Here is a 21,650-nt window from a genome sequence, read left to right as displayed (position 1 = left end):
TTTGTGGAAAAGACCGGACGCGCCAGTGTTGGCCTGCACAGCCAGCTCACAAATCTTCGGTAGAGTGGTAAGAGGCAGATCACTTACACAAGGAGAAATAGCATGAGCCAAAAAGTAGCGTATGTAACCGGTGGCATGGGTGGCATTGGTACCGCTATCTGCCAGCGTTTGCACAAGGATGGTTTCAAGGTCATCGTCGGCTGTGGCCCCACGCGCGACCACGCCAAGTGGCTGGCAGAACAAAAAGCCCTGGGCTTCACCTTCTACGCATCGGTGGGCAACGTGGGCGACTGGGATTCCACGGTCACGGCATTCACCCAGGCCAAGGCTGAGCATGGCACCATTGATGTGCTGGTGAACAACGCCGGTATCACCCGCGACCGCATGTTCCTGAAGATGTCCCGCGAAGACTGGGACGCTGTGATCGAAACCAATCTGAACAGCATGTTCAATGTGACCAAGCAAGTGGTTGCCGACATGGTGGAAAAGGGCTGGGGCCGCATCATCAACATCAGCAGCGTGAACGGCGAAAAGGGCCAGGCGGGCCAGACCAACTACTCTGCTGCCAAGGCTGGCATGCACGGTTTCTCCATGGCTTTGGCGCAAGAGCTGGCCACCAAAGGCGTGACCGTCAACACCGTGAGCCCCGGCTACATCGGCACCGACATGGTCAAGGCCATCCGCCCTGACGTGCTGGAAAAGATCGTGGCCACCGTTCCCGTCAAACGCCTGGGCGAGCCCAGAGAGATCGCTTCCATCATTGCGTGGCTGGCGTCGGACGAAGGTGGCTACGCTACTGGCGCAGACTTCTCTGTGAACGGTGGCTTGCACATGGGTTGACCGCCGTACTGGCGCTGGAGACCTGCCTGTCCAGGTGTGAGCCTTCATCGCCAATGTGCGGATTGCGCGGAAATTCTTTTCCGAGCAACTCCTCAAAGCAAAAAGGGAGCGTGCTTGGCAGGCTCCCTTTTTTGTTTCAGTCTGGGTTGTGGCTTGAGTGAACAAGAACCTGGTGGCTTGTAGCAGTTTGCGCAACTTCAATAGACCGTCATATCCTGCCCATGAGCAGCAAGATGACCAGTATCAGCACCACCAGACCGATCCCCCCGCTGGGGCCGTACCCCCAAGAGCGGCTGTGACCCCATGTGGGCAGAGCGCCAATCAGGATCAAGATCAGGACGATTAGGAGAATCAGGGAAAGGGACATGGCACTTCCTCGGTGTGTTGAGATGAAGTGCATTGTGGGGGGGGGCCAGTCAATGCCCCGTGCAGGTAGCGAACCTGCTGCGGGGTCAGGGATTTCCCACAGATACCGAGCGACTATCCGCCCCTAGCCCCTGTGCCTGCCAACCAAATTTGGAGACCCCAGGGAAGTGCAAATCATGCACTTCCCTGCGTATCGCTCGTGGGCAGCCTATGCCTTAGGCGCCGCGTGTGATGGGCACGCCCGCGTCGCGGCCGTAGCTGCCGTACTTGCCCAGCTCCCACTTGGCAATGGCGTTGCGGTGCACTTCGTCCGGGCCGTCTGCAAAGCGCAGGGTGCGCGCACCGGCGTAGGCGTAGGCCAGGGGGAAGTCGTCGCACATGCCGCCGCCGCCGTGGGCCTGCATGGCCCAGTCGATCACCTGGCAGGCCATGCTGGGGGCTACCACCTTGATCATGGCGATCTCGGTCTTGGCCACCTTGTTGCCTGCCACGTCCATCAGCCAGGCGGCCTTCAGGGTCAGCAGGCGGGCCATGTCGATCTTGCAGCGGGCTTCGGCAATGCGCTCTTGCGTCACGGTTTGCTGGGCCACCGTCTTGCCAAAGGCTACGCGGCTGCTGGCGCGCTTGCACATCAGCTCCAGCGCGCGCTCGGCCAGGCCAATGAGGCGCATGCAGTGGTGGATGCGCCCGGGGCCCAAGCGCCCTTGAGCGATCTCGAAGCCACGGCCTTCGCCCAGCAGGATGTTGGAGACGGGCACACGCACGTTTTCAAACGTCATCTCCACGTGGCCGTGGGGTGCGTCGTCGTAGCCAAACACGTTGAGCGGGCGAATGATCTTGATGCCGGGGGTGTCAGCGGGCACCAGCACCATGCTTTGCTGCGAGTGCTTGGGCGCATCGGGGTCGCTCTTGCCCATGGTGATGAAGACGGCGCAGCGCGGGTCGGCCGCACCCGAGATCCACCACTTGCGGCCGTTGATGACGTATTCGTCGCCCTGGCGCTCGATGCGGGTTTCGATGTTGGTGGCGTCGCTGGATGCTACGGCCGGTTCGGTCATGGCAAAGGCGGAGCGGATCTTGCCTTCTAGCAATGGCTTGAGCCAGCGTGCCTTGTTCTCTTCACTGCCGTAGCGAGCAATGGTTTCCATGTTGCCAGTGTCTGGTGCTGAGCAGTTGAATACTTCGCTGGCCCATGGCACGCGGCCCATGATTTCTGCCAGGGGCGCATATTCCTGGTTGGTGAGGCCTGCGCCTGCGTAGCCTGAGGCGGCGGCGCTGTCCACCGGCAAAAACAAATTCCACAGGCCTGCGGCTTGGGCCTTGGGCTTGAGGTTTTCGATGGTGTTCAGTGCACTCCAGCGTTTTCCTGCAGCCGTGTTGGCCTGCAGCTCGGCCGTGTAGTCGGCTTCGGCTGGGTAGATGTGCTCGTCCATGAACTGGAGCAGTTTGGCCTGCAGTTCTTTGGTTTTGGGGGAGTAGTCAAAGTCCATGGGGTTCTCCGTGAAAAATCGGTCGTGTGGTTCTGTGGGGCAGGGTTAGCCGCGCTGGGCAAAAGACCAGGCCAGTTGCGCCATGGGGCGGGCCGTTTCGCCCGAGGCCTTGGCCTGCGCGCTGGAGGCGGTGCCTGCCTCCACCCGCTTGGCAATGCCCTGCAAGATGGCCGCGATGCGGAACATGTTGTAGGCCATGTAGAAGTTCCAGTCGGCCCGCAGTGCTTCGGGCGTGGCAATGCCAGTGCGCTCGCAGTAGCTGCGGATGTAGCTGTCTTCGTCCGGAATGCCCAGTGCGGCCAGGTCTTGCCCTGCAATGCCGCGCCCCAGTGCCGCCGGGATGTGCCAGCTCATGCAGTGGTAGCTGAAGTCAGCCAGGGGGTGGCCCAGGGTGGACAGCTCCCAGTCCAGCACGGCAATCACGCGGGGCTCGGTGGGGTGGAACATGAGGTTGTCCAGCCGGAAGTCGCCATGCACGATGGAGACCTGGCTCTCATCCCTGGCGCTCGCAGGCATGTGCGCGGGCAGCCATTCCATCAGCCGGTCCATCTCTTCAATGGGCTGGGTGATGGAGGCGACGTACTGCTTGCTCCAGCGTCCAATTTGGCGGTCGAAATAGTTGCCCGGCTTGCCGTAGTTGGCCAGGCCCCGGTCAGCAAACTTCACGGTGTGCAGCGCGGCAATCACGCGGTTCATTTCGTCGTAGATGGCACCGCGTTCGGTCGGCGTCATCCCGGGCAGGGATTGGTCCCACAGCACGCGGCCTTGCATGCACTCCATCACGTAGAAGGCGCGGCCAATCACCGATTCGTCTTCGCACAGCACATGCATGCGTGGCACGGGTACATCGGTGCCTTGCAGGCCGCTCATCACGGCGAATTCGCGCTCGATGGCATGGGCCGAAGGCAGCAGCTTGGCCACTGGGCCGGGCTTGGCACGCATCACGTAGCTGGCGCTGGGCGTGATGAGCTTGTAGGTGGGGTTGGACTGTCCGCCTTTGAACATCTCGACGGTCAGGGGCCCTTCAAAGCCTGGCATGTGGCGACCGAGCCAGCTGGTGAGCGCGGCAACATCGAAGGCGTGTTGTTCGGACACAGGGCGTGTGCCCACGAAGTGGTCAAAGTTGCTCATGTGAGGTTGGGTGTGTAGACGCGGCAAGGCTTTGCGGACGTGCAGCGCGCCGCATGCGGTGATATGAGAGGGGCGAGCCTGCCGCTGCAGGTGCGGCAGGTGTGGGGTGCGCAGGGTTTGCGCACGGAGAACACGGCGGTGACCGGAAGTGAACCTTCAGATGTCTGCTTCGGCAATGCGCATCAGAGCTTCGCGGTTGCGCACCACCAGGCCACCCGGCTCGATGCGAATCGCATCCTCGCGTTCCATGGCTTTGAGTTCCTGGTTCACCCGCTGGCGCGATGCCCCCAGCAATTGCGCTAGCTCTTCCTGGGCCAGTTGCAGGCCAATGCGCATCTCGCTGCCGTCCGACAAACTGGGAATGCCATAGCTGCGCACCAAGTGCACGAGCTGCTTGGCCAAGCGCGCCCGCAGGGGCAGGGTGTTGAGGTCTTCCACCAGCCCATAAAGCTGCCGAATGCGGCGTGCATGCAGGCGCAGCATGGCTTCGTAGAACTCGGTGTGCGCGGCCAGAATTTTCTTGAAGTCTGCCTTGGCCACGCAAAGAATGGTGGTGTCGCCGTGCGCGTAGGCATCGTGCGTGCGCCGATCCCCGTCGAAGATGGCTACGTCCCCAAACCAGATGCCCGGCTCCACATAGGTCAGCGTGATCTGCTTGCCCGAGATGGAGGTGGAGCTGACCCGCACCGCGCCGCGCGCGCAGGCAATCCACTCCTCGGGCGGATCGCCCCGGGCGGCTATGAGGCCGCCGTCCTTGAAGCGTTTGACGTATGCACATCGGAGGATGTCGTGTCGCAATGACGGAGAAAGGGATGAGAACCAGCGACCGGAATTGATCGCTTCACGTTCTTCGATGGTAAGAATCGGGTCGTCCATGGTCTGTCTTTTGGGTGACTGGAAACAGCTTCATTGTCGCGTGAGGGACCGGGCTATTCGCTCAGTGTTGTCACCTGTGTGTCTGTGCCTTGGGTGCTCAGCCTGCGACGTACAGGCGAAAAAAATGCCCTGGGCCGAGAGGGCGCAGGGCACAGGCCTTTACCAGCCTTGGCGGACTGGTAAAGGCGTTCACTCGTAGCGCGGCGCGCGCTTTTCCAGAAACGCTGCAATGCCTTCCCCCGCGTTCGGGTGGTGCAGGTTTTTGACGAAGTGATCGCGTTCACTGTTGAGGTGCTGGCTCAGCGTTTGGTGGGCGGCATCGCTCAGCAGTTCCTTGATGCTGGCCAAAGCGTTGGGAGCACGGTGGTTCAGGCGATCTGCCAGTTGCAGCGCTGTGCCCAGAGCATCGCCCGGATTGCTCAGGCGGTTGACCAGGCCCAGTGCATGCAGCCGCTCGGCGGTGATCTTGTCGCCACACATCAACAACTCGGTGGCCAGAGGGCGTGGAAGGGTGTGTGCCAGGCTCCAACTGGCGCCTCCGTCGGGCGACAGGGCCACGTTGCTGTAGGCCATCAAAAATACTGCATCGCGCGCCGCCACCACCATGTCGCAGGACAGTGCCAGCGAAAAGCCTGCGCCAGCCGCAGCGCCTTCCACCGCCGCGATGATGGGCTTGGGGTAGGTGCGGATGGTCTCAATCCATTGGTGCAGGCCTTCAATGCTCTGGGCTTGCACTTCGGGGGGCTGCTGGCGGTTGGACTGCAGGCGCTGCAGGTTGCCACCCGAGCAGAACATGCCGCCCGCGCCGGTGATGACCACGCTGCGCACATCGGGGCTGCGCTCGGCCACATTGAGCGCTTCGATGCACGCCGCGCCCATGGAGGGCTCCATCGCATTGCGCAGACCGGGGTTGCTCAGGGTCAGTACCAGCGTCTGGCCTTCACTGGTGCTCAGCAGTTGGGCGGGCATGGATTCAGCTTTCTTCGACGTGGGTCAGGCTCAGGCCGATGGCGCCCCGCCGGCGCAGCCAGGGGCTGGGGCGGTAACGGGTGTCGCCGTACACGGTCTGCATGTTGAACAGCACTTCCAGGATATTGGTGGGACCCCAGCGGTCGCCCATGGCCAAAGGCCCCAGCGGGTAGCCCAGGCCCAGGGTGACGGCGGTTTCCAGATCCTTGGGTGAGCAAATGCCTTGCTGGCAGATATCTGCCGCGATGTTGACGATGGTGGCCACCACGCGCTGGGTGACAAAACCACCGCTGTCACGGATCACGCTCACCGGCTTGCCATCGCGGGCAAACAGGGCGTGCGCGGCGTTGCGAATGTCCACGCGCGTGGCCGGGTTGGTGGCCAGCACGCGCCGCTTGGTGGCGGCTTCTTCCACCAGCATGTCGATGCCAATGGTGCGGGCCGGGTCCAGCCGTTCGACCACCGCCACGGTGGTCACATCAAACCCCAGGGGGGCTACCAAGGTGATGGCAGTGGGTGAGGGCGATGCACCCGTCTCGATGGTGGCGCCCAGGTCCTTGAGCAACTGGTACAGCTCCATGCGTCGCGACGCTCGGGGCGAGACCCACACGGGCGGTATGTCTTGCACCACCGGGACAGGCGGCTCTGCGGGCACCTGGGCCACACCGTTTTCGTAGCGATAGAAGCCATCTCCCACTTTCTTGCCCAGCACCCCGCCTGCCAGCCGTTGTGCCGTGATGACGCTGGGGCGAAAGCGCGGCTCTTCGTAATACTGGTGGTAAATGGATTCCATCACGGGGTGCGACACGTCCAGTGCCGTCAGGTCCATCAACTCGAAGGGCCCGAGCTTGAAACCCACTTGGTCGCGCAGGATGCGGTCAATGGTGGCGAAGTCGGCCACGCCCTCGCTGACGATGCGCAGTGCCTCGGTGCCAAAACCACGCCCGGCGTGGTTGACGATGAAGCCCGGTGTGTCTTGCGCTTGCACCGGGGTGTGCCCCATTTCGCGGGCGTAGGCTGTGAGGGCCTGGCACAGGGCTGGATCGGTCTTGAGGCCTGCCACCACCTCTACCACCTTCATCAGCGGCACGGGGTTGAAGAAATGGAAACCGGCCAGTCGTTCGGGTTGCTGCAGCGCGGCTGCAATGGCCGTCACAGACAGGGAAGAAGTGTTGGTTGCCCACACCACGTTGGCTGGCAGGGTGCGCTCCAACTCTGCGAAGAGTGCTTGCTTGACCTCAAGACGCTCCACCACCGCCTCAATCACCAGTTGGCAAGACCCGAGATCAGCCAAAGTGTTGGCAATTTGCAACTGTTGATTCCAGGCCTGGACTTGCTCCTCTGTCACGCGGCCTTTGGCGGCGAGTTTGGCCCATTGCTGCTGGATGGCTTGCCTGGCTTTGTCTGCTGCGCCGGGCTTGGAATCAAGCAGCCAGACGTGACTGCCCGCTTGTGCCGCAATCTGCGCTATGCCTTGGCCCATGGCCCCCGCGCCCACCACGGCGATGCTGGAAAAATGAATTTTCATAGCGCGATTATGGCTGCGGCCCTGCGTTGCCACTTATGTGCAAGAATCCAACGAACCAAGAACAAAATTAATTGTGAAACTCCGTAACAACATCCTTGGAGCCGGTCTGTGGGCTATCGCAGCCGGTGCTTCAGCGCTTTCCCTTGGGGCAAGCAGGGGAGCTGTGGTCCTGGGTAGTTCGCTCGACCTCACTTTTGATGTGCAGCCAGATACTGGCTCGGACGTGGCTTCTTCTTGTGTTGCTGCTACGGTGAAGTCGGGCGATGCGCAATTGAGCGAATCGAAGGTCTTTGTCACGCCCTTGCCAGAAACCAGCGGACGTACCGGCGTTCGTGTGCAAGCCTCTGTCGCTATCGACGAGCCCATTGTCCAGGTCACCCTGACAGCGGGCTGCGCGGGCCGGGTGACGCGCACCTACATTTTCTTTGCAGACCCTCCGCAGACGGCACCGCGCAGCGTTGCAGTTCCTGGGCCGCAAGCGACGGTGACCACTCCATCGCGCATCGCAGCACCGACAGCGGTGGATGTGCCCGTCTCAAATTCCGCCCCACAGGGTAGCAGCGCCACCGTTCCGCGCCCTGCGCCCCCCAAGGCGGCATCTGCGCCCGCTGTGGCGCGCAAAGAAGCGCGTGTTTCCCCGCGTCCATCGGTAGTCAAGCAGGCTGCGCCCCGGGAGCCTGCGCGCTCTCGGCTGGTGATGGAGCCTTTGGATGCCTGGCTTGAAATGCCGCTGGCCCTGCGTACCACGCCGGAACTGCCACAAGCCCCCGCATCAGAAACTTCACCCCAGCGGGAGCAAGCGGCTGCGTTGTGGCGTGCCTTGAATCAGGATCCCCAGACATTGGCGCAGCAGGAAGCAGCCCTGCGTAAGCTGGAAACCGAATTAACCCAGTTTCGCGCCAGCGCGAGCCGTAACCAGGCCGCGACCGCTGAGTTGCAAAGGCAGGTGCATGAGATGGAGGCTGATCGCCTTCCCTCGTGGATGGTCTACGGCTTGGGTGGCGCGCTGGCCGTGGCCCTGGGCTTGTGCGGATGGTTGTGGCGCCGCTCTGACCGGGCGGCATCCAAGTCCGAACGTTCATGGCGTGAAGCCGTGGCGGTCAGCAGCCGAAGGGCTGACGAGCCAAGTGTGGTCGATCTGGAAACTGTGGAAGAGGTGGTTGCACCGCCTACAGACCGCTGGGGTCGTCCTCTGACCCCTGCTGCGACCCCGCCCGTGGCTGCGCCCATGCCTGTAGTGCAGGCGGTAGCGTCAGAAAATGCGGCCGAGCCCGGTGAAGTCTCGCTGGAGGACGCTGGTTTTGAACCGGCCCCCACGGCTGCACCAGCAGCGCAGGCACCACTGCACCACATCATTAATCCAGAGGAGCTGTTCGATATTCAGCAGCAGGCAGAGTTTTTCGTGTCCGTGGGCGAACACGACCAGGCCGTGGAGGTGTTGCGCCAGCACATTGCCCAGCATGAGGAAACCTCGCCGGTGGCGTACCTGGATTTGTTGCGCCTGAACCGTACCTTGAGCCGTGCTGCAGATTTCAACGCCCTGCGCCAGCAGTTCATGCACCATTTCAATGCGCATGTGCCGGAGTTCTCGGCGTTTGACCGCCTGGGCAAGCCGCTGGACCAGTACCTGGAAGCCCTGGCTGAAATCGAGGCCGAGTGGAGCTCTCCCAACGTGCTCCATGTGCTGGAGAAGCATATGTTCTACCGGCCCGGTGATACGCGCAAGGCGCCCTTTGATCTGGCTGCCTTTGATGACCTGCTGCTACTGTTGGCGATTGCGCAGACGACGCCATCGAGTGCGCGGGGCGCACCACCTCCGCGCAAACGTACCACGCCGCATCCACAGACTTTTGAGGCCGCAGCCGCGCATGCCTTGAGTTCGCTGACACCGCTGGACCACACGCCAGACTTCCCTCTGGACTCGCTGGCAGCGGCTCTTGAGTTTGGCTTTGAGCCGCCCGCACCGCGTGCGGAAGCTGCGGTGGACGAGAACAAGCTGACATCTCAGGAGCCCAAGCCGGTAGAGCAGCCTCCTGCATCAGCTTCTGCTGTCGGCTCGAGAGGTGCAAAGTACCAATCGTCCGTCGCGCTGGACATCGATTTGTCTGAGCCCGTTCCCATCACCATCAGTGATTTGCCAGCTGTTCTGGTAACGCCGCCGCCAGCCCCTGGCACACCGATTGGGTTCGGGTCTTCCAACGATCTGATGGAGTTGAGCTTGGAGCTGGAGCCGCTCAAGCCCACTGATAAGAAGCCCTGAGCGGGTTGTTGGAGGGGTTGCGCAACCCCGCTTTCCGATGCCGCAGCAGGAGTCTTGCGTTGACGCGGGCGGAAATATCAACAACCCCGCCCGCAGGTCACTCAACCTCGCATAGCTGCCATCAGGCTCGCTGCAGCTTCTTCAGGCTGGTCGGCATTGACCAAGGCGCGCACTACCGCGATGGAGCCGACCCCGGTGGCCAATACCTCGGCAAATTGTTCTTGCCCTATCCCGCCGATGGCAACTTGGGGGTAGCTCTTCATGAGCTTGGCATAAGCCGCCAGCCGCCCCAGCCCTTGCGGTGCCGTCGCCATTTTTTTCAGCGTCGTAGGGAACACAGCGCCCATGGCGATGTAGCTGGGGCCCACTGCATCGGCGCGCACCATCTCGGCATACCCATGGGTGCTGACGCCCAGCCGCAGGCCTGAATCGCGCAGGGTCTGCAGTTCTTCGGGAGTGAGTGCGTCCAGGTCTTCCTGCCCCAGGTGCACACCGTAGGCCCTGGCGGCAATGGCTTCCCGCCAGTGGTCGTTGATGAACAGCAGGGCGGGGGTGCCCGCCACTGCAGCCACGGCTTTGCGCACTTCCTGGGCAATCGCTACAGCGTCATCCGACTTGTAGCGCAGCTGTACCGTGGGCACGCCCGCATGTGCCATGCGGCCCACCCAGTCGGCATTGGGCAACACGGCATACAAGCCGAGTGCCTGGGGGCAGGTGACAAAGGCACTGGTCCGTGGTGTAGTTTGCAAGCCATAGTCGCGTGGGTCACTGGGCCAGAGTGCTGCGTCGAACTGACCGGTGCGCGTGGATTGAGCAAGCCAGGCACGGGCAAGGCACTCTGCGTCGTGGGCGATGAAGCCTAGCTGGCTGCAGGCGTGCAAAGCGGCCAGGTACACAGGATCGTTACCTGTGGGCTCTGGGGGCTGCAGCGGTTCAAACCCCGCAAACGTTGCTGCGTGCAAGCTCTGGATGGATTGGGCCATGGCGGCCGTGGTGGCATCAAGCATGTTGGTCGTGGTGCCAGAAGGGCGTGCCCAGCACGGGGGTGCTGGGCTGGGCGGAGTCCTGTGCGGTCATGGCGCCTGCGCGGTAGGCAGCCCGGCCAGCCTGCACCGCATCGGCAAAAGCACCGGCCATGGCCACGGGGTCTTGCGCCAGGGCCACGGCCGTGTTCAGCAGCACACCGTCATAGCCCCATTCCATGACCTGGCACGCGTGGGAGGGCAGGCCCAGGCCTGCATCCACCAGCAGTGGCACGCTCAGCCGCTCACGCAAGGTTTGCAGCGCGTAGGGGTTCACAGGGCCGCGACCGGTGCCAATGGGCGCAGCCCAGGGCATGACGGCCTGGCAGCCGACATCGACCAAGCGTTGGCACAGCACCAGGTCTTCGGTGCAGTAGGGCAGCACCTGAAAGCCTTCTTTGATGAGGTGCTCGGCCGTGCTCACCAGGTTCAGCGTGTCGGGCTGCAGGGTGTAGTCGTCGCCGATCAGTTCCAGCTTGATCCACGGGGTGTTGAACACCTCGCGGGCCATCTGGGCGGTGGTGATGGCTTCCTGGGCGCTGTGGCAGCCCGCGGTATTGGGAAGCACGGGCACATTGAGCTTGCGCAGCAGCTCCCAGAAGCTGGCGCCACTTTCGGCTGGGTTGCTGCCCTGGCGGCGCAGCGAGGCGGTGACCATGGCGGGCTGGGCGCGTTCGACGGCGGCCTCAAGCACAGCAGGCGAGGGGTACCGGGAGGTCCCCAGCAGCAGGCGGCTGGTGAAGGTGTGGCCGTAAAGGACCAGCGAATCTGGAGAGGTAAGAGCGGTCATGGGTTGTTGGGGCGTCAGCCGCCCGTCACAGGGGAGATGATTTCTACGCGGTCGCCCGGCTGCAAAGCGTGTGCTGCGTAGCGCGTGTTGGGCACAAAGCTGGTGTTGACAGCGACAGCGAAGGGCGGCCGGGCCTGGATGGCGGCCACGGCATCGGTCACGGTGGCGCCTTCCGGCAGTTCGTAAGGATGGTTGTTGATGAAAATCTTCATGCCAATGCGCTGGCTGCCTGAACGGCGGGGGCCGGTTGCCCCAGCAGTTCAAGCCGCAGATCAAATCGTTTTGAAAGCTGCGATTGTCCTGTGTTCAGAATTTCCAGGGTGACGTCCAGCATTGCCGGAGAAATCATGAAGCCGTGCCGGTACATGCCATTGACCTCCAGCACGCGCGGCTGGGGCTGGCGAATGGCGGGCAGGTTGTCGGGCAGGGTGGGGCGGCACTGGGTGCGAATTTCGAGAATGCGCGCCTCGGCAAAGCCAGGGTGCACGGCATATGCTGCGCTCAGCAGCTCCAGCGTCGATCGCACGCTGGCGGGCGACAGGTCGTCGGACTCGATCTCGGTGGCGCCAATCACAAACACATGGTCTTGTTTGGGCGCCAGGTAGATGGGGTAGCGGGGGTGCACCAGTCGGGTGGGGCGCTGCAGGGTGACATCGGGTGCGTACAGGCGCACCACCTCGCCTCGCACACCGCGCAGGTCTTTCCAGTCCTGGCGAGCGCCCAGGCCCCGGCAGTCCAGCACCCAGTCGGGTTGCCCTGGCGTGCCCGGTGCAAAGGCCTCGGGCGTGCGGGGTGCATTCCAGTGCATCTGCACACCCAGCCGTGTCATTTCGGCGAGCAGGCTGGTCAGCAACTGGCGGTTGTCCAGCTGGCCTTCGCCGGGCAGATACAGGCCGTGGTTGAAGCGCTCTGCCAGTGTAGGCTCTGCTTGCGCCAGAGCAGCGCTGTCCAGCTTTTGCAGTGGCGGCAGGTCTGGGGTGGTTTGCTGGTTGGCTTCCAGCACGCGCGTAAAGCGTTGGGCCTCCGCAGCGTCTTGGCGGTGCCAGACGATCAAGGTGCCCGCCTGCTGAAAGAACACCGGCTCGGTCAGCGACGCAATCAACTGCTGCCAGCGCGGCAGCGCGTAGTGGCCCATGCGCACCACGCCCGGCTCGGTGATGGCGGATTCGGCCAGCGGCGCCAGCATGGCGGCGGCCACCGTGGCGGCCGATTGTTCTGCCTGGGGGCTGCCTGCGTCGTAAATCTCAACCCGGTGGCCCTGGCGTGCCAGCTCCACGGCGAGCAGGCGGCCCATGAGGCCGGCGCCCAGAATTGCGAAGGATGAAGGGGAAAGTGACATAGGGGTCCGTCTGGCGTCCGTCTGTAAAAAGGCAACAGTGGACAAAACGGAGGGCGCAGCGCCGTTGGTGGAAACTCCCCACGCCAGCATGACCTGGATCGGGTAGCGGGGCGCAGTGCAGCGTGGCTGCGGGCCCCAGGGTATTTCTCAGTCACACACCGCTGAAGCGGCAGGACACCCCTGTTTCGTCCGGAAAAAACAATTACAGCACATCCCCTTTTGGCGCGGCTTGACCTGGCGCATAGGCCATAATTTTTGCCATGACTTCCTCTTCTACAGGGCTCCACGCGGGCCGTCCACACGCACGCGTGTTGCCCAGTGACGCGCGCGTGTCATCCCGTTACGCACGCGTGTTGTCGATTGCCGGCTCAGACAGCGGCGGCGGCGCAGGCATCCAGGCCGATCTCAAAACCTTCAGCGCCCTGGGCTGCTACGGCATGACGGCCATCACCGCCATCACCGCGCAAAACACCTGCGGCGTCACGGGCATCCACGGCGTGCCGCCCGACATGCTCAAGGCCCAGATCGATGCCGTGGTGCAAGACATTGGCGTGGATGCGGTCAAGATTGGCATGCTGCATTCGCCCGACGTGGTGCGCGTGGTGGCCGATGCCATTTGCGCCTACCAGCTGCCCCATGTGGTGCTGGACCCGGTGATGGTGGCCACCAGTGGCGACCGACTGATTGCGCAGGAGACTGTGGGCGTGCTGGTGAGTGAGCTGTTCCCGCTGGCCGAGGTGATCACGCCCAACCTGGACGAAGCGGGATGGCTGCTGGGCCGCAGCCTGCAAGACGCCGATGCGCTGGAGGCCGCCGCGCAAGACCTGCGTGCGCTGGGCGCGCAGGCGGTGTTGCTCAAAGGCGGGCACTTGCCCGGCGATTGGGTGGTGGATGTGCTGTCGATGCCCGGTGCACCGCAAGCGCACAAGCTTCAGTCGCCGCGCATTGCCACGCACAACGGGCATGGCACCGGGTGCACGCTGTCGTCCGCCATTGCTGCCCACCTGGCGCTGGGGCTGCCGCTGCAGCAGGCGGTGGAGCAAGCCCGCAGCTACATCCTGGGCGCAATTGCCGCCGGAGCCGATGTGACCACGGGGCGCGGCCATGGGCCGCTGAACCACGGCTACGCACCCATCGCGCAGCGGGTGTTTGAAAATTCTTAATCATTTCGGCCGCTAGCGCTTATGGAGAAAGCGCTGGCAGCTCATATTTTGATAGCAATCAGCGCGCCTTGGGCCGGGTGGCCCAGGCCACAGCAAAGCTGAACGCCAGTGCTGGCAAGGCCGATCCAGCGCCCGGCAACACCTTGGGTGCCAGGTGGTACACCGCAATGCCCGCCAGCCACAGGGCGACGGGCAAGGCGTTCACCACCCGGGCCTGTGCCAGCAGCGTGGGGGCATGGGTGCCAAAGGCCAGGCGGCCCAGGATGACGCCGAAGAGCGGCACGAACACCGAGCTGAGCAGCAGCAGGAAGGGCTCCAGGCTGTGCATGGGCAGCACCAGGGCCAGGCCCGTGCACAGGGCGGCCACTGCCAGCCCCCAGCGGCGAATGCTCCAGCGCGGCAGCAGGCTGTGGGCCGACACTGCGCCCGAATACGCATCGCCATAGGCGTTGTCCACCTCGTCGATCAGGATCAGCGACAGCGCAATCAGCCCGCCCTGCGCCAGCAGCAGCGCCTGCACCAGGTCGGTGGAAGGCAGCGTCAACGCCACCAGCACGCCCAGGCTGTAGCACCACATATTGGCCAGCGCATAGCCCAGCCAGGTACCGCGCAGCGCAGCGCCGCCGCTCTTGCCGTGGCGGGCGTAGTCGGCCACCAGCGGCAGCCACGAGATGGGCATGGCGATGACCAAATCCAGCGCGGGCAGCACGCCCATGCCGCCAGCGCCCTGGCGGTTCCACAGCGCGCTCAAGCCCTGGGCCTGCGCCAGAGATACAAACTGCCAGCTTAGCCACAGCAGCGACAGCACCACCAGGGGCAGAGCCACGCGGGCGATCAGCTTGCGCACCAGTTGCACCATCGACCCGCTGATGAGCAGCATCACCACGCCGCCCCACAGCAGCGTGGCCAGCACGGGCCAGTGGGCCCCTTGCAGGCTGCCTGACTGCTGCCCAATGGCCACGGTGGCATCGCGCATCACCACCAGCTCAAACGTGCCCCAGCCCACCAGTTGGACGATGTTCAGCACGATGGGCAGGCTGGCAAAGCCCCGGCCATACACCGCATGCATCAGCCCCGCGCTGGCCAGGCCGCTGTCGCAGCCCAGCTTGGCCACCCAGCCCAGCAGCCCGGCGCCCAGCAGCGAGCCCGCCACAATTGCCCACAAGGCCTCCTGGGTGCCCAGCGCGGGCATCAAATAGGCGCCGACCTGCATGACCAGCAGACCCACGCCCAGGCTGAACCAGAGCGAGGCGTGGTCGTGCCACTGAAAGACGCGGCGATCGGCAGACACGGGCACCAGGGCCTCGTTGACTGCCGATGGTTGGGCTGCCGATGGGGCAGGGTGGTGGGGTGACGTCATGCAAAAGCTCCGCAGCGGTCTGTTCAATCAGATAAGAACAGCGCAAGGGAGTAACGCCCGCCCTGGCGCTGCCCGGTGCGGGCATGGCTGCGGCGTAACGGCTTCCCTGCGCGAGGATGATCTCGGGCCTCAGTCTTGGTGACTGGGGCGCAATCAGGTTCAAAGGGACTCTCTCAGCCTGCGGCTTGCGCTGCAGACACCCCTAGCTTCCAACGGTGACAAAGGTGCACCGCGGGCGGGTTGGATTGTAGGTCTATGCCGCTGCGGACTCAGGCAGGGCTTCAGTCACGGGCCACTGCAGGCGCAGTCGGCTTTCAAAGTGGTGCTCTTGCCCGGTCAGCGGGTCGGTAAAGCGCAGCGACCGGGCCAGCAGCTGCAAGGGGCGCGAGTAGTCGCCTTCGGGCGGGTCGTTCACCTCGGGGTAGAACGGGTCGTTGCGCAGTGGCAGGCCCAGCGCGGCCATGTGCACGCGCAGCTGGTGGCGTTTGCCGCTGATGGGCTCCAGCCGGTACAGCGCCCAGGGGCCTTGCACGGCCTGCACGGCCATGTGCGTGTGACTGTTGGGCTCGCCGGGCACCTCTTGCATGCGAAAGAACTGGGGGGATTCCTCCATGCGGCTGCGGTGTTCACGCGGAAAGGGGATGTCAGCATTCCAGGGCGCCACGGCGTAGTAGGTCTTGGCCATGCTGCGCTCTCTGAACAAGGCCTGGTACGCGCCCCGCGTGCGCGGCTGCACCGAGAACAGCACCAGCCCCGCCGTGTCGCGGTCGATGCGGTGCAGGGGCGATAGATCTGGCAGGCCCAATTGCCGCTTCAGCCGCACCAAGAGCGACTGCTGCACGTAGCGCCCCGTGGGCGTGACGGGCATGAAATGCGGCTTGTCGGCCACCAGCAGGTGCTCGTCCTGGTACAGCACCTCGTGTTCAAAGGGCAGTTCAGGCTCGCCCGGCAGATGGCGGTAATAGAAGAGGCGCACGCTGCCTTTGACCACCTGCTCGGGGCGCGCAGGCTGGCCCTGCGCATCCACCACATCACCCGCCAGCATGCGCGCCAGCCATTCATCGCGGCCCACCACAGGCAGGTGGGCGGCAAGCCTGTCGAGCAATGGGGCTGCATGGTGCATGGGCAGCACCACGCAACTGGGGCTCACGCCATCGCGCATGGGCAGGGGAGTTTCGGTGTGGCGAGGGGGGCTCAAAGTATCGAGGCGACAGGGATGGGGACGAGCAGGGAAGCCTGAAAAGAATAGCACTGCAACCCGCCCTCTGGTGGGCCGTGGTGGTGCGCGGAGACCTCACCTGTCCAATCTGTGAGAATGATTTTTGCTATGAAATTAGTAGCTTCCAGCGCTTTTACAGAAAGTGCTGGAGGCTCAAAACATCCATCATTCAAGGGCGGTGCCTTGATCGGGGATGCCCGGGTTCAGCAGCGCACGCACATGCTCCGCCAGCCGCTGCACGGTCAAGGGGGCGCAGCCCTCGGCGTGGTTGCTGATGGTGACGTAGGCGTTCTGGCCTCTCCCGGTGATGCCAACGATCACCTTGGCCAGGGCTTCGTGCGTGGCGGGGTCCAGGTCGTGCAGCCGGTCGTAGGGGGCGTAGCGCTTTTCCGCATCTTCGTGGCCGTAGGGGCCATGCACTTCGTTCAGGTTCCAGCGGCACACCAGGGGCGTGGGCCACAGCGCCCGCAGCAGCGGCAATTGGTCTGCCAGTGGTGGCAGCTTGGGGTGCAGGCCCAGGCAGTAGGTGGCGCCAGCGTTGCGCAGCACGGCGGCAAATTCGGGCGTGAGCCACTCTGGGTCACGCACCTCCACGGCAATCACCCCATCGGGTGCCCGGCCGGCCAGGGCTGGCAGGGCCTGCAGCAGCGTGCGCAGCTGCTCCAGCACCTGCGGCATGCGGTCCAGCAGCGCCATCGGCAAGGGGCTGATCTGGAACACCAGTGCGCCGACTTTGCTGCCCAGGCCTTCCAGTGCAGGCTCTACAAATTCGCGCAGCGCCAGTTCGGGGTTCAGAAACGCGGGGTTGGGCTCGCGGCCCCGGCCGTCTTCGGTGCGCACCAGCGCGTCTGTCACCAGGCTGGGGGCTTTGACCACAAAGCGGAAGTCCTCGGGCACCTGCTCGGCGTAGCGCTGGTATTGGCTGACGGTGAGCGGCCGGTAAAAGTTACGGTCCAGGCTCACGGTGCGCAGCAGAGGGTGGGCTGCATAGGCCGCCAAACCTTGCTTGGACAACTGCGGTGCCTCGTATACGGCATCCCACACCAGACCATTCCAGGCCGGGTAAGTCCACGACGACGTACCCATGCGCAACTGCGGCGGCAGCGCCTGGGCCAAGGCATGCAGCGCATCATCCTGAGGTGCCGGGCGCACCTTCAGCCCCTGGCCGCGCTTGGCGGGGGCGGCGTCGGCGGGGCCAGAGGCAGGCGGCGGCGCAGGTGGGGCGGGCGGTGCGCCAAACAGGTCGTCTTGCAAAGGCAAAGCAGTCAACAACGGGGGGAAGGGGTGGGGATGTTAGCCCCGCTCAGGCCTGTGGCAAACTCCCGCGCTTCGCGTTTTGTTCGTTTGAGTATCAGAGAGTTTGCCCACACATGCAGCAGATCATTCGGCAACTGGCCGCAGAAATCAAAGTAGGGGAGCAGCAGGTCCGCGCTGCCGTCGAGTTGCTGGACGGTGGTGCCACGGTGCCCTTCATCGCGCGCTACCGCAAGGAAGTGACTGGCGGCCTGGACGATATCCAGCTGCGCGAACTGGAAGCCCGCCTGTCGTACCTGCGCGAACTGGACGAGCGCCGCGCTGCGGTGCTCAAGAGCATTGATGAGCAAGGCAAGCTGACCGATGCCCTGCGCGCCGCCATTGCTGCCGCGCCCACCAAGCAGGAGCTGGAAGACATCTACCTGCCCTTCAAGCAAAAGCGCCGCACCAAAGGCCAGATGGCCCGCGAATTCGGCATCGAGCCGCTGGCCGACAAGCTGTTTGCCGACCCCACGCTCGACCCCGCCGCAGAGGCAGTAGCCTTCATCCGCCCACCCGAGGTGCTGGACGACGGCAAGACCGGCGCCGATTTCTCGACCGTGCCTGCCGTGCTGGACGGCGTGCGCGACATCTTGAGCGAGCGCTGGGCTGAAGACGCCGCCCTGGTGCAAAACCTGCGCGAGTGGCTGTGGGCCGAAGGCCTGCTGCGCTCCAAAAAGGTGGAGGGCAAGAACGAGAACGACCCCGAAGTTTCCAAATTCCGTGACTATTTTGAATACGACGAGCCCATTGGCCGCGTGCCTTCGCACCGGGCGCTGGCCGTGTTCCGCGGTCGTGGTCTGGAGATTCTGGAAGCCAAGCTGGTGCAACCGGTGGAGCCAGAACCCGGCAAGCCCAGCCTTGCCGAAGGCAAGATTGCACTGCACCTGGGCTGGAGCCACCAGGGCCGCAAGGCCGATGACCTGATCCGCAAGTGCGTGGCCTGGACCTGGCGCGTGAAGCTGAGCCTATCCACCGAGCGCGATCTGTTCACCCGCCTGCGCGACGAGGCCGAAAAAGTCGCCATCAAGGTGTTTGCCGACAACCTGCGTGACCTGCTGCTGGCCGCACCCGCCGGCCCGCGCGTGGTGATGGGCCTGGACCCCGGCATTCGCACCGGCGTGAAAGTGGCGGTGGTGGATGCCACCGGCAAGCTGGTGGACACCGCCACGGTGTACCCGCACGAGCCCAAACGCGACTGGGATGGCTCGCTGTTCACGCTGGCCAAGCTGTGCGAAAAGCACGGCGTGAACCTGATTGCCATTGGCAACGGCACGGCCAGCCGCGAAACCGACAAGCTGGCCGCTGACCTGATCAAGATGGCCGCCAAGGCCGACCGCGCCATTGAGAAAGTGGTGGTGAGCGAGGCGGGTGCCTCGGTTTATTCCGCCAGCGAATACGCCAGCCAGGAAATGCCCGATGTGGACGTGAGCCTGCGCGGCGCGGCCTCCATCGCCCGCCGTCTGCAAGACCCGCTGGCCGAGCTGGTGAAGATTGACCCCAAAAGCATTGGCGTGGGCCAGTACCAGCACGATGTGAACCAGAGCGAGCTGGCCCGCACCCTGGGCACGGTGGTGGAAGACTGCGTGAACTCGGTGGGTGTGGACCTGAACACGGCCAGCGTGCCGCTGCTCTCCCGCGTGTCGGGCCTGTCGGCCAGCGTGGCCAAGGCCGTGGTGCGCTGGCGCGAGGCCAATGGTGCGTTCAAAAACCGCAAGCAGCTGATGGACGTGGCCGGCCTGGGCGCCAAAACTTTTGAGCAGAGCGCGGGCTTTTTGCGCATTCGTGGCGGTGACAACCCGCTCGACATGACCGGGGTGCACCCCGAAACCTACCCCGTGGTCGAGCAGATCATGGAAAAGACGGGCAAGCCCGTGGCCGAGCTGATGGGCCGGGCTGACATGCTCAAGACCCTGAAGCCCGAGCTGTTCGCCAACGAGAAGTTTGGCGTCATCACCGTCAAGGACATTCTGGGCGAGCTGGAAAAGCCCGGCCGCGACCCGCGTCCCGACTTCAAGGTGGCCCGCTTCAACGACGGCGTGGAAGACATCAAGGACCTGAAGGAAGGGATGATTCTGGAAGGTACCGTGAGCAACGTGGCCCAGTTTGGCGCGTTTGTGGACCTGGGTGTGCACCAGGATGGCCTGGTCCACGTGAGCCAGCTCGCGCACAAGTTTGTGAACGACGCCCGTGAAGTGGTCAAGACCGGCGACATTGTTCGCGTCAAGGTCATGGAAGTGGATGTGGAGCGCAAGCGCATCGGCCTGTCGATGAAGCTGGATGCCGCCCCCCGCCAGTCGGGCGACCGCGGCCCGCGCGACAACCGCTTTGAAGGTGCAGGGCGCGGCTACCAGCAGCCCCAGCGCCGGGCGCCAGAGCCCGCGCAGCAATCGGCCATGGCCTCGGCGTTTGCCAAATTGCAACAGGCCAAGGGGCGCTGAAGGCGCGGCGGGCGTTTCGCTCACCGCTGCCGGGGTGGCGCGGCCATAATCGCCGCAACCACCACCGACGCGCCCCCTGAACCATGGAGCTGAACGCACTGCTAGGCCAACCCGTGGCGCTGCCAAGCCTGCCGCGCACGGTGGCGTTGCTGATGAACGAGCTGGCGCAGCGCGAGCCCAGTTTGCGTCGGCTGAACCTGCTTTTTGGTTCAGACCCGGTGCTCGCCGCGCGCCTGCTGGAGCTGGCCAACGCACCCGCGCACCAGCTGACCCGCCAGGTGGCGGGCATTTCTGAAGCCCTGGTGCTGCTGGGCAGCGCCCCGCTGCAAACGCTGGTGTCGTCTGCCACGCTGGGCACGGCGGCCCGTGCGGTGCCGGGCATCAACCTGCAGCAGTTCTGGCGCTACAGCCTCCACACTGCCAAGCTGGCCCGTTCACTGGCCGGTGTGGTGTTCCAGAACCCCACGGCCGCGTACACCGCTGGCTTGCTGCATGGTTTGGGTGAATTGCTCATTCACCTGGGCAACCCGCAAAAGGCGCAGTCGATGAACACCTTGGTGCTACCGCTGGACATGCGCCGGGGCAAGATCGAGCAACGCATCCTGGGCTACAGCTACAGCCATGTTTCAGCGGCGCTGGCCCAGCGCTGGCTGCTGCCCCAGGTGGTGGTGGATGCCTTGCAGTACCAGGCTGCGCCTTTTGAGAACACAGCCTACGAGCCACTGGCCGGAGTGATCCACCTGGCTGCGTGGCGCGTACGCGGCCGCGAGGCAGGGCTCTCTGAGCGCGAACTGGCGGTGACTTTTCCGGGCGAGATCGGCCTGATGCTGGGCCTGGACATTGACATGGTGCTGCAGCAAGACCCCATCGACTGGACGGTGCGCCCCGACGCCGCAGACTACCTGGTCTGACGCTCGCGCCCGCCGCGCGCGGGCTGCTGCGCTGCGACAATCGGCGCGATGAAAGCACTGCGAATCCACGCTGGCCCACTGGCCTACCAACACCTGGCCCAGCGCGGCCTGCAGCCGTCTGATGTCGGGGTGGTGCCCGCCGCAGCCGGTGGGCCCAAGGGGCTCATCCTGGGGCCGCTTGACCGGTTTTTGTTTGGCCAGTGGTTGCCGCAATCTGCCCAGCCGGTGCACCTGGTGGGTGCGTCGATTGGCGCGTGGCGCATGGCCACCGCTTGTCTCAATGACCCGGTGGCAGCCCTGCAGCGCCTGGAAGACGCCTACGTGCGCCAGCACTACGAGGTGCCGCCGGGCAAGAAGCGCCCCCCCGCATCGCAGGTGAGCGAGCAGTTTGGGCAAAACCTGCAAAGCTTTTATGCCGGACGGGTGGACGAGGTGCTGCAGCACCCCCGCTACCACTTGCATGTGATTGCAGCGCGTGGCCGCCATGTGCTGGGGCGGGAACACCCGGTGGCTACGCCACTGGGCTACCTGGGCGCATTCTTCAGCAACACCGTGCACCGCAAGGCACTGGGCGCTTGGCTGGAGCGGGTGGTGTTCTCCGGGGTCTCCTCGTTTTCAGTGCAATAAGTGACGGTACGCAAAGCTAGCACTG

18 protein-coding genes and 1 pseudogene are annotated in these 21,650 nt (G+C 64.2%); 6 read left to right on the top strand and 13 right to left on the bottom strand.

The window, feature by feature from the left end; all coding sequences use genetic code 11:
- Positions 1-102: 102 nt before the first annotated feature.
- On the top strand, positions 103-840 hold the full coding sequence (phbB, locus tag AADJ04_RS12420) for an acetoacetyl-CoA reductase (RefSeq protein ID WP_341239803.1): 738 nt from the start codon (positions 103-105) through the stop codon (positions 838-840).
- Positions 841-1,048: 208 nt separating this feature from the next.
- Here the strand turns inward: phbB and AADJ04_RS12415 are convergent, their stop codons facing one another.
- The 6 genes from AADJ04_RS12415 to AADJ04_RS12390 form a co-directional block, all read right to left on the bottom strand.
- Positions 1,049-1,207, bottom strand: coding sequence for a DUF3309 family protein (locus tag AADJ04_RS12415; RefSeq protein ID WP_015014216.1), 159 nt, complete (start codon positions 1,205-1,207; stop codon positions 1,049-1,051).
- 214 nt (positions 1,208-1,421) lie between these two features.
- On the bottom strand, positions 1,422-2,696 hold the full coding sequence (locus tag AADJ04_RS12410) for an acyl-CoA dehydrogenase family protein (RefSeq protein ID WP_142080705.1): 1,275 nt from the start codon (positions 2,694-2,696) through the stop codon (positions 1,422-1,424).
- A gap of 45 nt (positions 2,697-2,741) precedes the next feature.
- Positions 2,742-3,827: a phosphotransferase gene (locus tag AADJ04_RS12405; RefSeq protein WP_142080703.1), complete on the bottom strand. Its 1,086-nt coding sequence runs from the start codon at positions 3,825-3,827 to the stop codon at positions 2,742-2,744.
- Between the two features lie 156 nt (positions 3,828-3,983).
- Positions 3,984-4,703, bottom strand: a complete 720-nt coding sequence (locus tag AADJ04_RS12400) for a Crp/Fnr family transcriptional regulator (protein ID WP_044394583.1) — start codon at positions 4,701-4,703, stop codon at positions 3,984-3,986.
- Between the two features lie 189 nt (positions 4,704-4,892).
- A complete protein-coding gene (locus AADJ04_RS12395) occupies positions 4,893-5,672 on the bottom strand; it encodes an enoyl-CoA hydratase (protein ID WP_066693786.1) in 780 nt (259 codons plus the stop codon).
- A gap of 4 nt (positions 5,673-5,676) precedes the next feature.
- The gene (locus AADJ04_RS12390) at positions 5,677-7,200 is read right to left on the bottom strand and encodes a 3-hydroxyacyl-CoA dehydrogenase (protein ID WP_066693783.1); all 1,524 of its coding nucleotides are present in this window, start codon (positions 7,198-7,200) and stop codon (positions 5,677-5,679) included.
- A 163-nt stretch (positions 7,201-7,363) separates the two neighbouring features.
- Here AADJ04_RS12390 and AADJ04_RS12385 point away from each other — a divergent pair, with 163 nt between their 5' ends.
- Entirely contained in the window at positions 7,364-9,460 is a 2,097-nt protein-coding gene (locus AADJ04_RS12385) for a hypothetical protein (RefSeq protein WP_341239802.1), read from the top strand.
- Positions 9,461-9,561: 101 nt separating this feature from the next.
- On the opposite strand, the gene AADJ04_RS12380 is transcribed toward AADJ04_RS12385, so the two are convergent.
- From AADJ04_RS12380 to thiO, 4 genes are read right to left on the bottom strand one after another with little or no spacing between them, the layout of a single operon-like run.
- A complete protein-coding gene (locus AADJ04_RS12380) occupies positions 9,562-10,467 on the bottom strand; it encodes a thiamine phosphate synthase (protein WP_341239801.1) in 906 nt (301 codons plus the stop codon).
- The gene (locus tag AADJ04_RS12375) at positions 10,460-11,272 is read right to left on the bottom strand and encodes a thiazole synthase (protein WP_341239800.1); all 813 of its coding nucleotides are present in this window, start codon (positions 11,270-11,272) and stop codon (positions 10,460-10,462) included. Before AADJ04_RS12375 ends, AADJ04_RS12380 begins: the two co-directional genes overlap by 8 nt.
- Positions 11,273-11,286: 14 nt before the next feature.
- Positions 11,287-11,484 (bottom strand): sulfur carrier protein ThiS, encoded by a 198-nt coding sequence (gene thiS / locus AADJ04_RS12370; protein WP_044394592.1) that lies wholly within the window; start codon positions 11,482-11,484, stop codon positions 11,287-11,289.
- On the bottom strand, positions 11,481-12,611 hold the full coding sequence (gene thiO, locus AADJ04_RS12365; protein WP_341239799.1) for a glycine oxidase ThiO: 1,131 nt from the start codon (positions 12,609-12,611) through the stop codon (positions 11,481-11,483). The genes thiS and thiO overlap by 4 nt, the downstream gene beginning before the upstream one ends.
- 260 nt (positions 12,612-12,871) lie before the next feature.
- Between thiO and thiD the strand changes: the two genes are divergently transcribed.
- On the top strand, positions 12,872-13,774 hold the full coding sequence (gene thiD / locus AADJ04_RS12360) for a bifunctional hydroxymethylpyrimidine kinase/phosphomethylpyrimidine kinase (protein ID WP_341239798.1): 903 nt from the start codon (positions 12,872-12,874) through the stop codon (positions 13,772-13,774).
- Positions 13,775-13,832: 58 nt separating this feature from the next.
- On the opposite strand, the gene AADJ04_RS12355 is transcribed toward thiD, so the two are convergent.
- From AADJ04_RS12355 to AADJ04_RS12345, 3 genes are all read right to left on the bottom strand, one after another.
- Positions 13,833-15,134: a cytosine permease gene (locus AADJ04_RS12355; RefSeq protein ID WP_288486986.1), complete on the bottom strand. Its 1,302-nt coding sequence runs from the start codon at positions 15,132-15,134 to the stop codon at positions 13,833-13,835.
- A 253-nt stretch (positions 15,135-15,387) separates the two neighbouring features.
- On the bottom strand, positions 15,388-16,296 hold the full coding sequence (locus AADJ04_RS12350; protein ID WP_341239805.1) for a pseudouridine synthase: 909 nt from the start codon (positions 16,294-16,296) through the stop codon (positions 15,388-15,390).
- Positions 16,297-16,518: 222 nt separating this feature from the next.
- Positions 16,519-17,607: a DUF72 domain-containing protein gene (locus AADJ04_RS12345; protein ID WP_341239804.1), complete on the bottom strand. Its 1,089-nt coding sequence runs from the start codon at positions 17,605-17,607 to the stop codon at positions 16,519-16,521.
- 116 nt (positions 17,608-17,723) lie between these two features.
- On the opposite strand from AADJ04_RS12345, the gene AADJ04_RS12340 reads away from it, so the two are divergent.
- The 3 genes and pseudogenes from AADJ04_RS12340 to AADJ04_RS12330 form a co-directional block, all read left to right on the top strand.
- Positions 17,724-20,087: a Tex family protein gene (locus AADJ04_RS12340; protein ID WP_044394602.1), complete on the top strand. Its 2,364-nt coding sequence runs from the start codon at positions 17,724-17,726 to the stop codon at positions 20,085-20,087.
- An 83-nt stretch (positions 20,088-20,170) separates the two neighbouring features.
- Positions 20,171-20,998, top strand: coding sequence for an HDOD domain-containing protein (locus AADJ04_RS12335; protein ID WP_142080684.1), 828 nt, complete (start codon positions 20,171-20,173; stop codon positions 20,996-20,998).
- Between the two features lie 48 nt (positions 20,999-21,046).
- Positions 21,047-21,598: pseudogene (locus AADJ04_RS12330) on the top strand (phospholipase); the annotation flags it as partial.
- Positions 21,599-21,650: the final 52 nt, after the last annotated feature.

This window comes from uncultured Acidovorax sp. (assembly GCF_964021665.1).
Taxonomy (GTDB): Bacteria; Pseudomonadota; Gammaproteobacteria; order Burkholderiales; family Burkholderiaceae_C; genus Acidovorax; species Acidovorax temperans.
Note: the sequence above shows the minus strand (reverse complement) of the source record. Positions and strands in the feature narration are given on the sequence as shown.

Excerpts from the sequence above, each read along its gene's own strand:
- phbB (WP_341239803.1), top strand. The coding sequence starts at position 103 with ATGAGCCAAAAAGTAGCGTATGTAACCGGTGGCATGGGTGGCATTGGT.
- AADJ04_RS12415 (WP_015014216.1), bottom strand. The coding sequence starts at position 1,207 with ATGTCCCTTTCCCTGATTCTCCTAATCGTCCTGATCTTGATCCTGATT.
- AADJ04_RS12410 (WP_142080705.1), bottom strand. The coding sequence starts at position 2,696 with ATGGACTTTGACTACTCCCCCAAAACCAAAGAACTGCAGGCCAAACTG.
- AADJ04_RS12405 (WP_142080703.1), bottom strand. The coding sequence starts at position 3,827 with ATGAGCAACTTTGACCACTTCGTGGGCACACGCCCTGTGTCCGAACAA.
- AADJ04_RS12400 (WP_044394583.1), bottom strand. The coding sequence starts at position 4,703 with ATGGACGACCCGATTCTTACCATCGAAGAACGTGAAGCGATCAATTCC.
- AADJ04_RS12395 (WP_066693786.1), bottom strand. The coding sequence starts at position 5,672 with ATGCCCGCCCAACTGCTGAGCACCAGTGAAGGCCAGACGCTGGTACTG.
- AADJ04_RS12390 (WP_066693783.1), bottom strand. The coding sequence starts at position 7,200 with ATGAAAATTCATTTTTCCAGCATCGCCGTGGTGGGCGCGGGGGCCATG.
- AADJ04_RS12380 (WP_341239801.1), bottom strand. The coding sequence starts at position 10,467 with ATGCTTGATGCCACCACGGCCGCCATGGCCCAATCCATCCAGAGCTTG.
- AADJ04_RS12375 (WP_341239800.1), bottom strand. The coding sequence starts at position 11,272 with ATGACCGCTCTTACCTCTCCAGATTCGCTGGTCCTTTACGGCCACACC.
- thiS (WP_044394592.1), bottom strand. The coding sequence starts at position 11,484 with ATGAAGATTTTCATCAACAACCATCCTTACGAACTGCCGGAAGGCGCC.
- thiO (WP_341239799.1), bottom strand. The coding sequence starts at position 12,611 with ATGTCACTTTCCCCTTCATCCTTCGCAATTCTGGGCGCCGGCCTCATG.
- thiD (WP_341239798.1), top strand. The coding sequence starts at position 12,872 with ATGACTTCCTCTTCTACAGGGCTCCACGCGGGCCGTCCACACGCACGC.
- AADJ04_RS12355 (WP_288486986.1), bottom strand. The coding sequence starts at position 15,134 with ATGACGTCACCCCACCACCCTGCCCCATCGGCAGCCCAACCATCGGCA.
- AADJ04_RS12350 (WP_341239805.1), bottom strand. The coding sequence starts at position 16,296 with ATGCGCGATGGCGTGAGCCCCAGTTGCGTGGTGCTGCCCATGCACCAT.
- AADJ04_RS12340 (WP_044394602.1), top strand. The coding sequence starts at position 17,724 with ATGCAGCAGATCATTCGGCAACTGGCCGCAGAAATCAAAGTAGGGGAG.
- AADJ04_RS12335 (WP_142080684.1), top strand. The coding sequence starts at position 20,171 with ATGGAGCTGAACGCACTGCTAGGCCAACCCGTGGCGCTGCCAAGCCTG.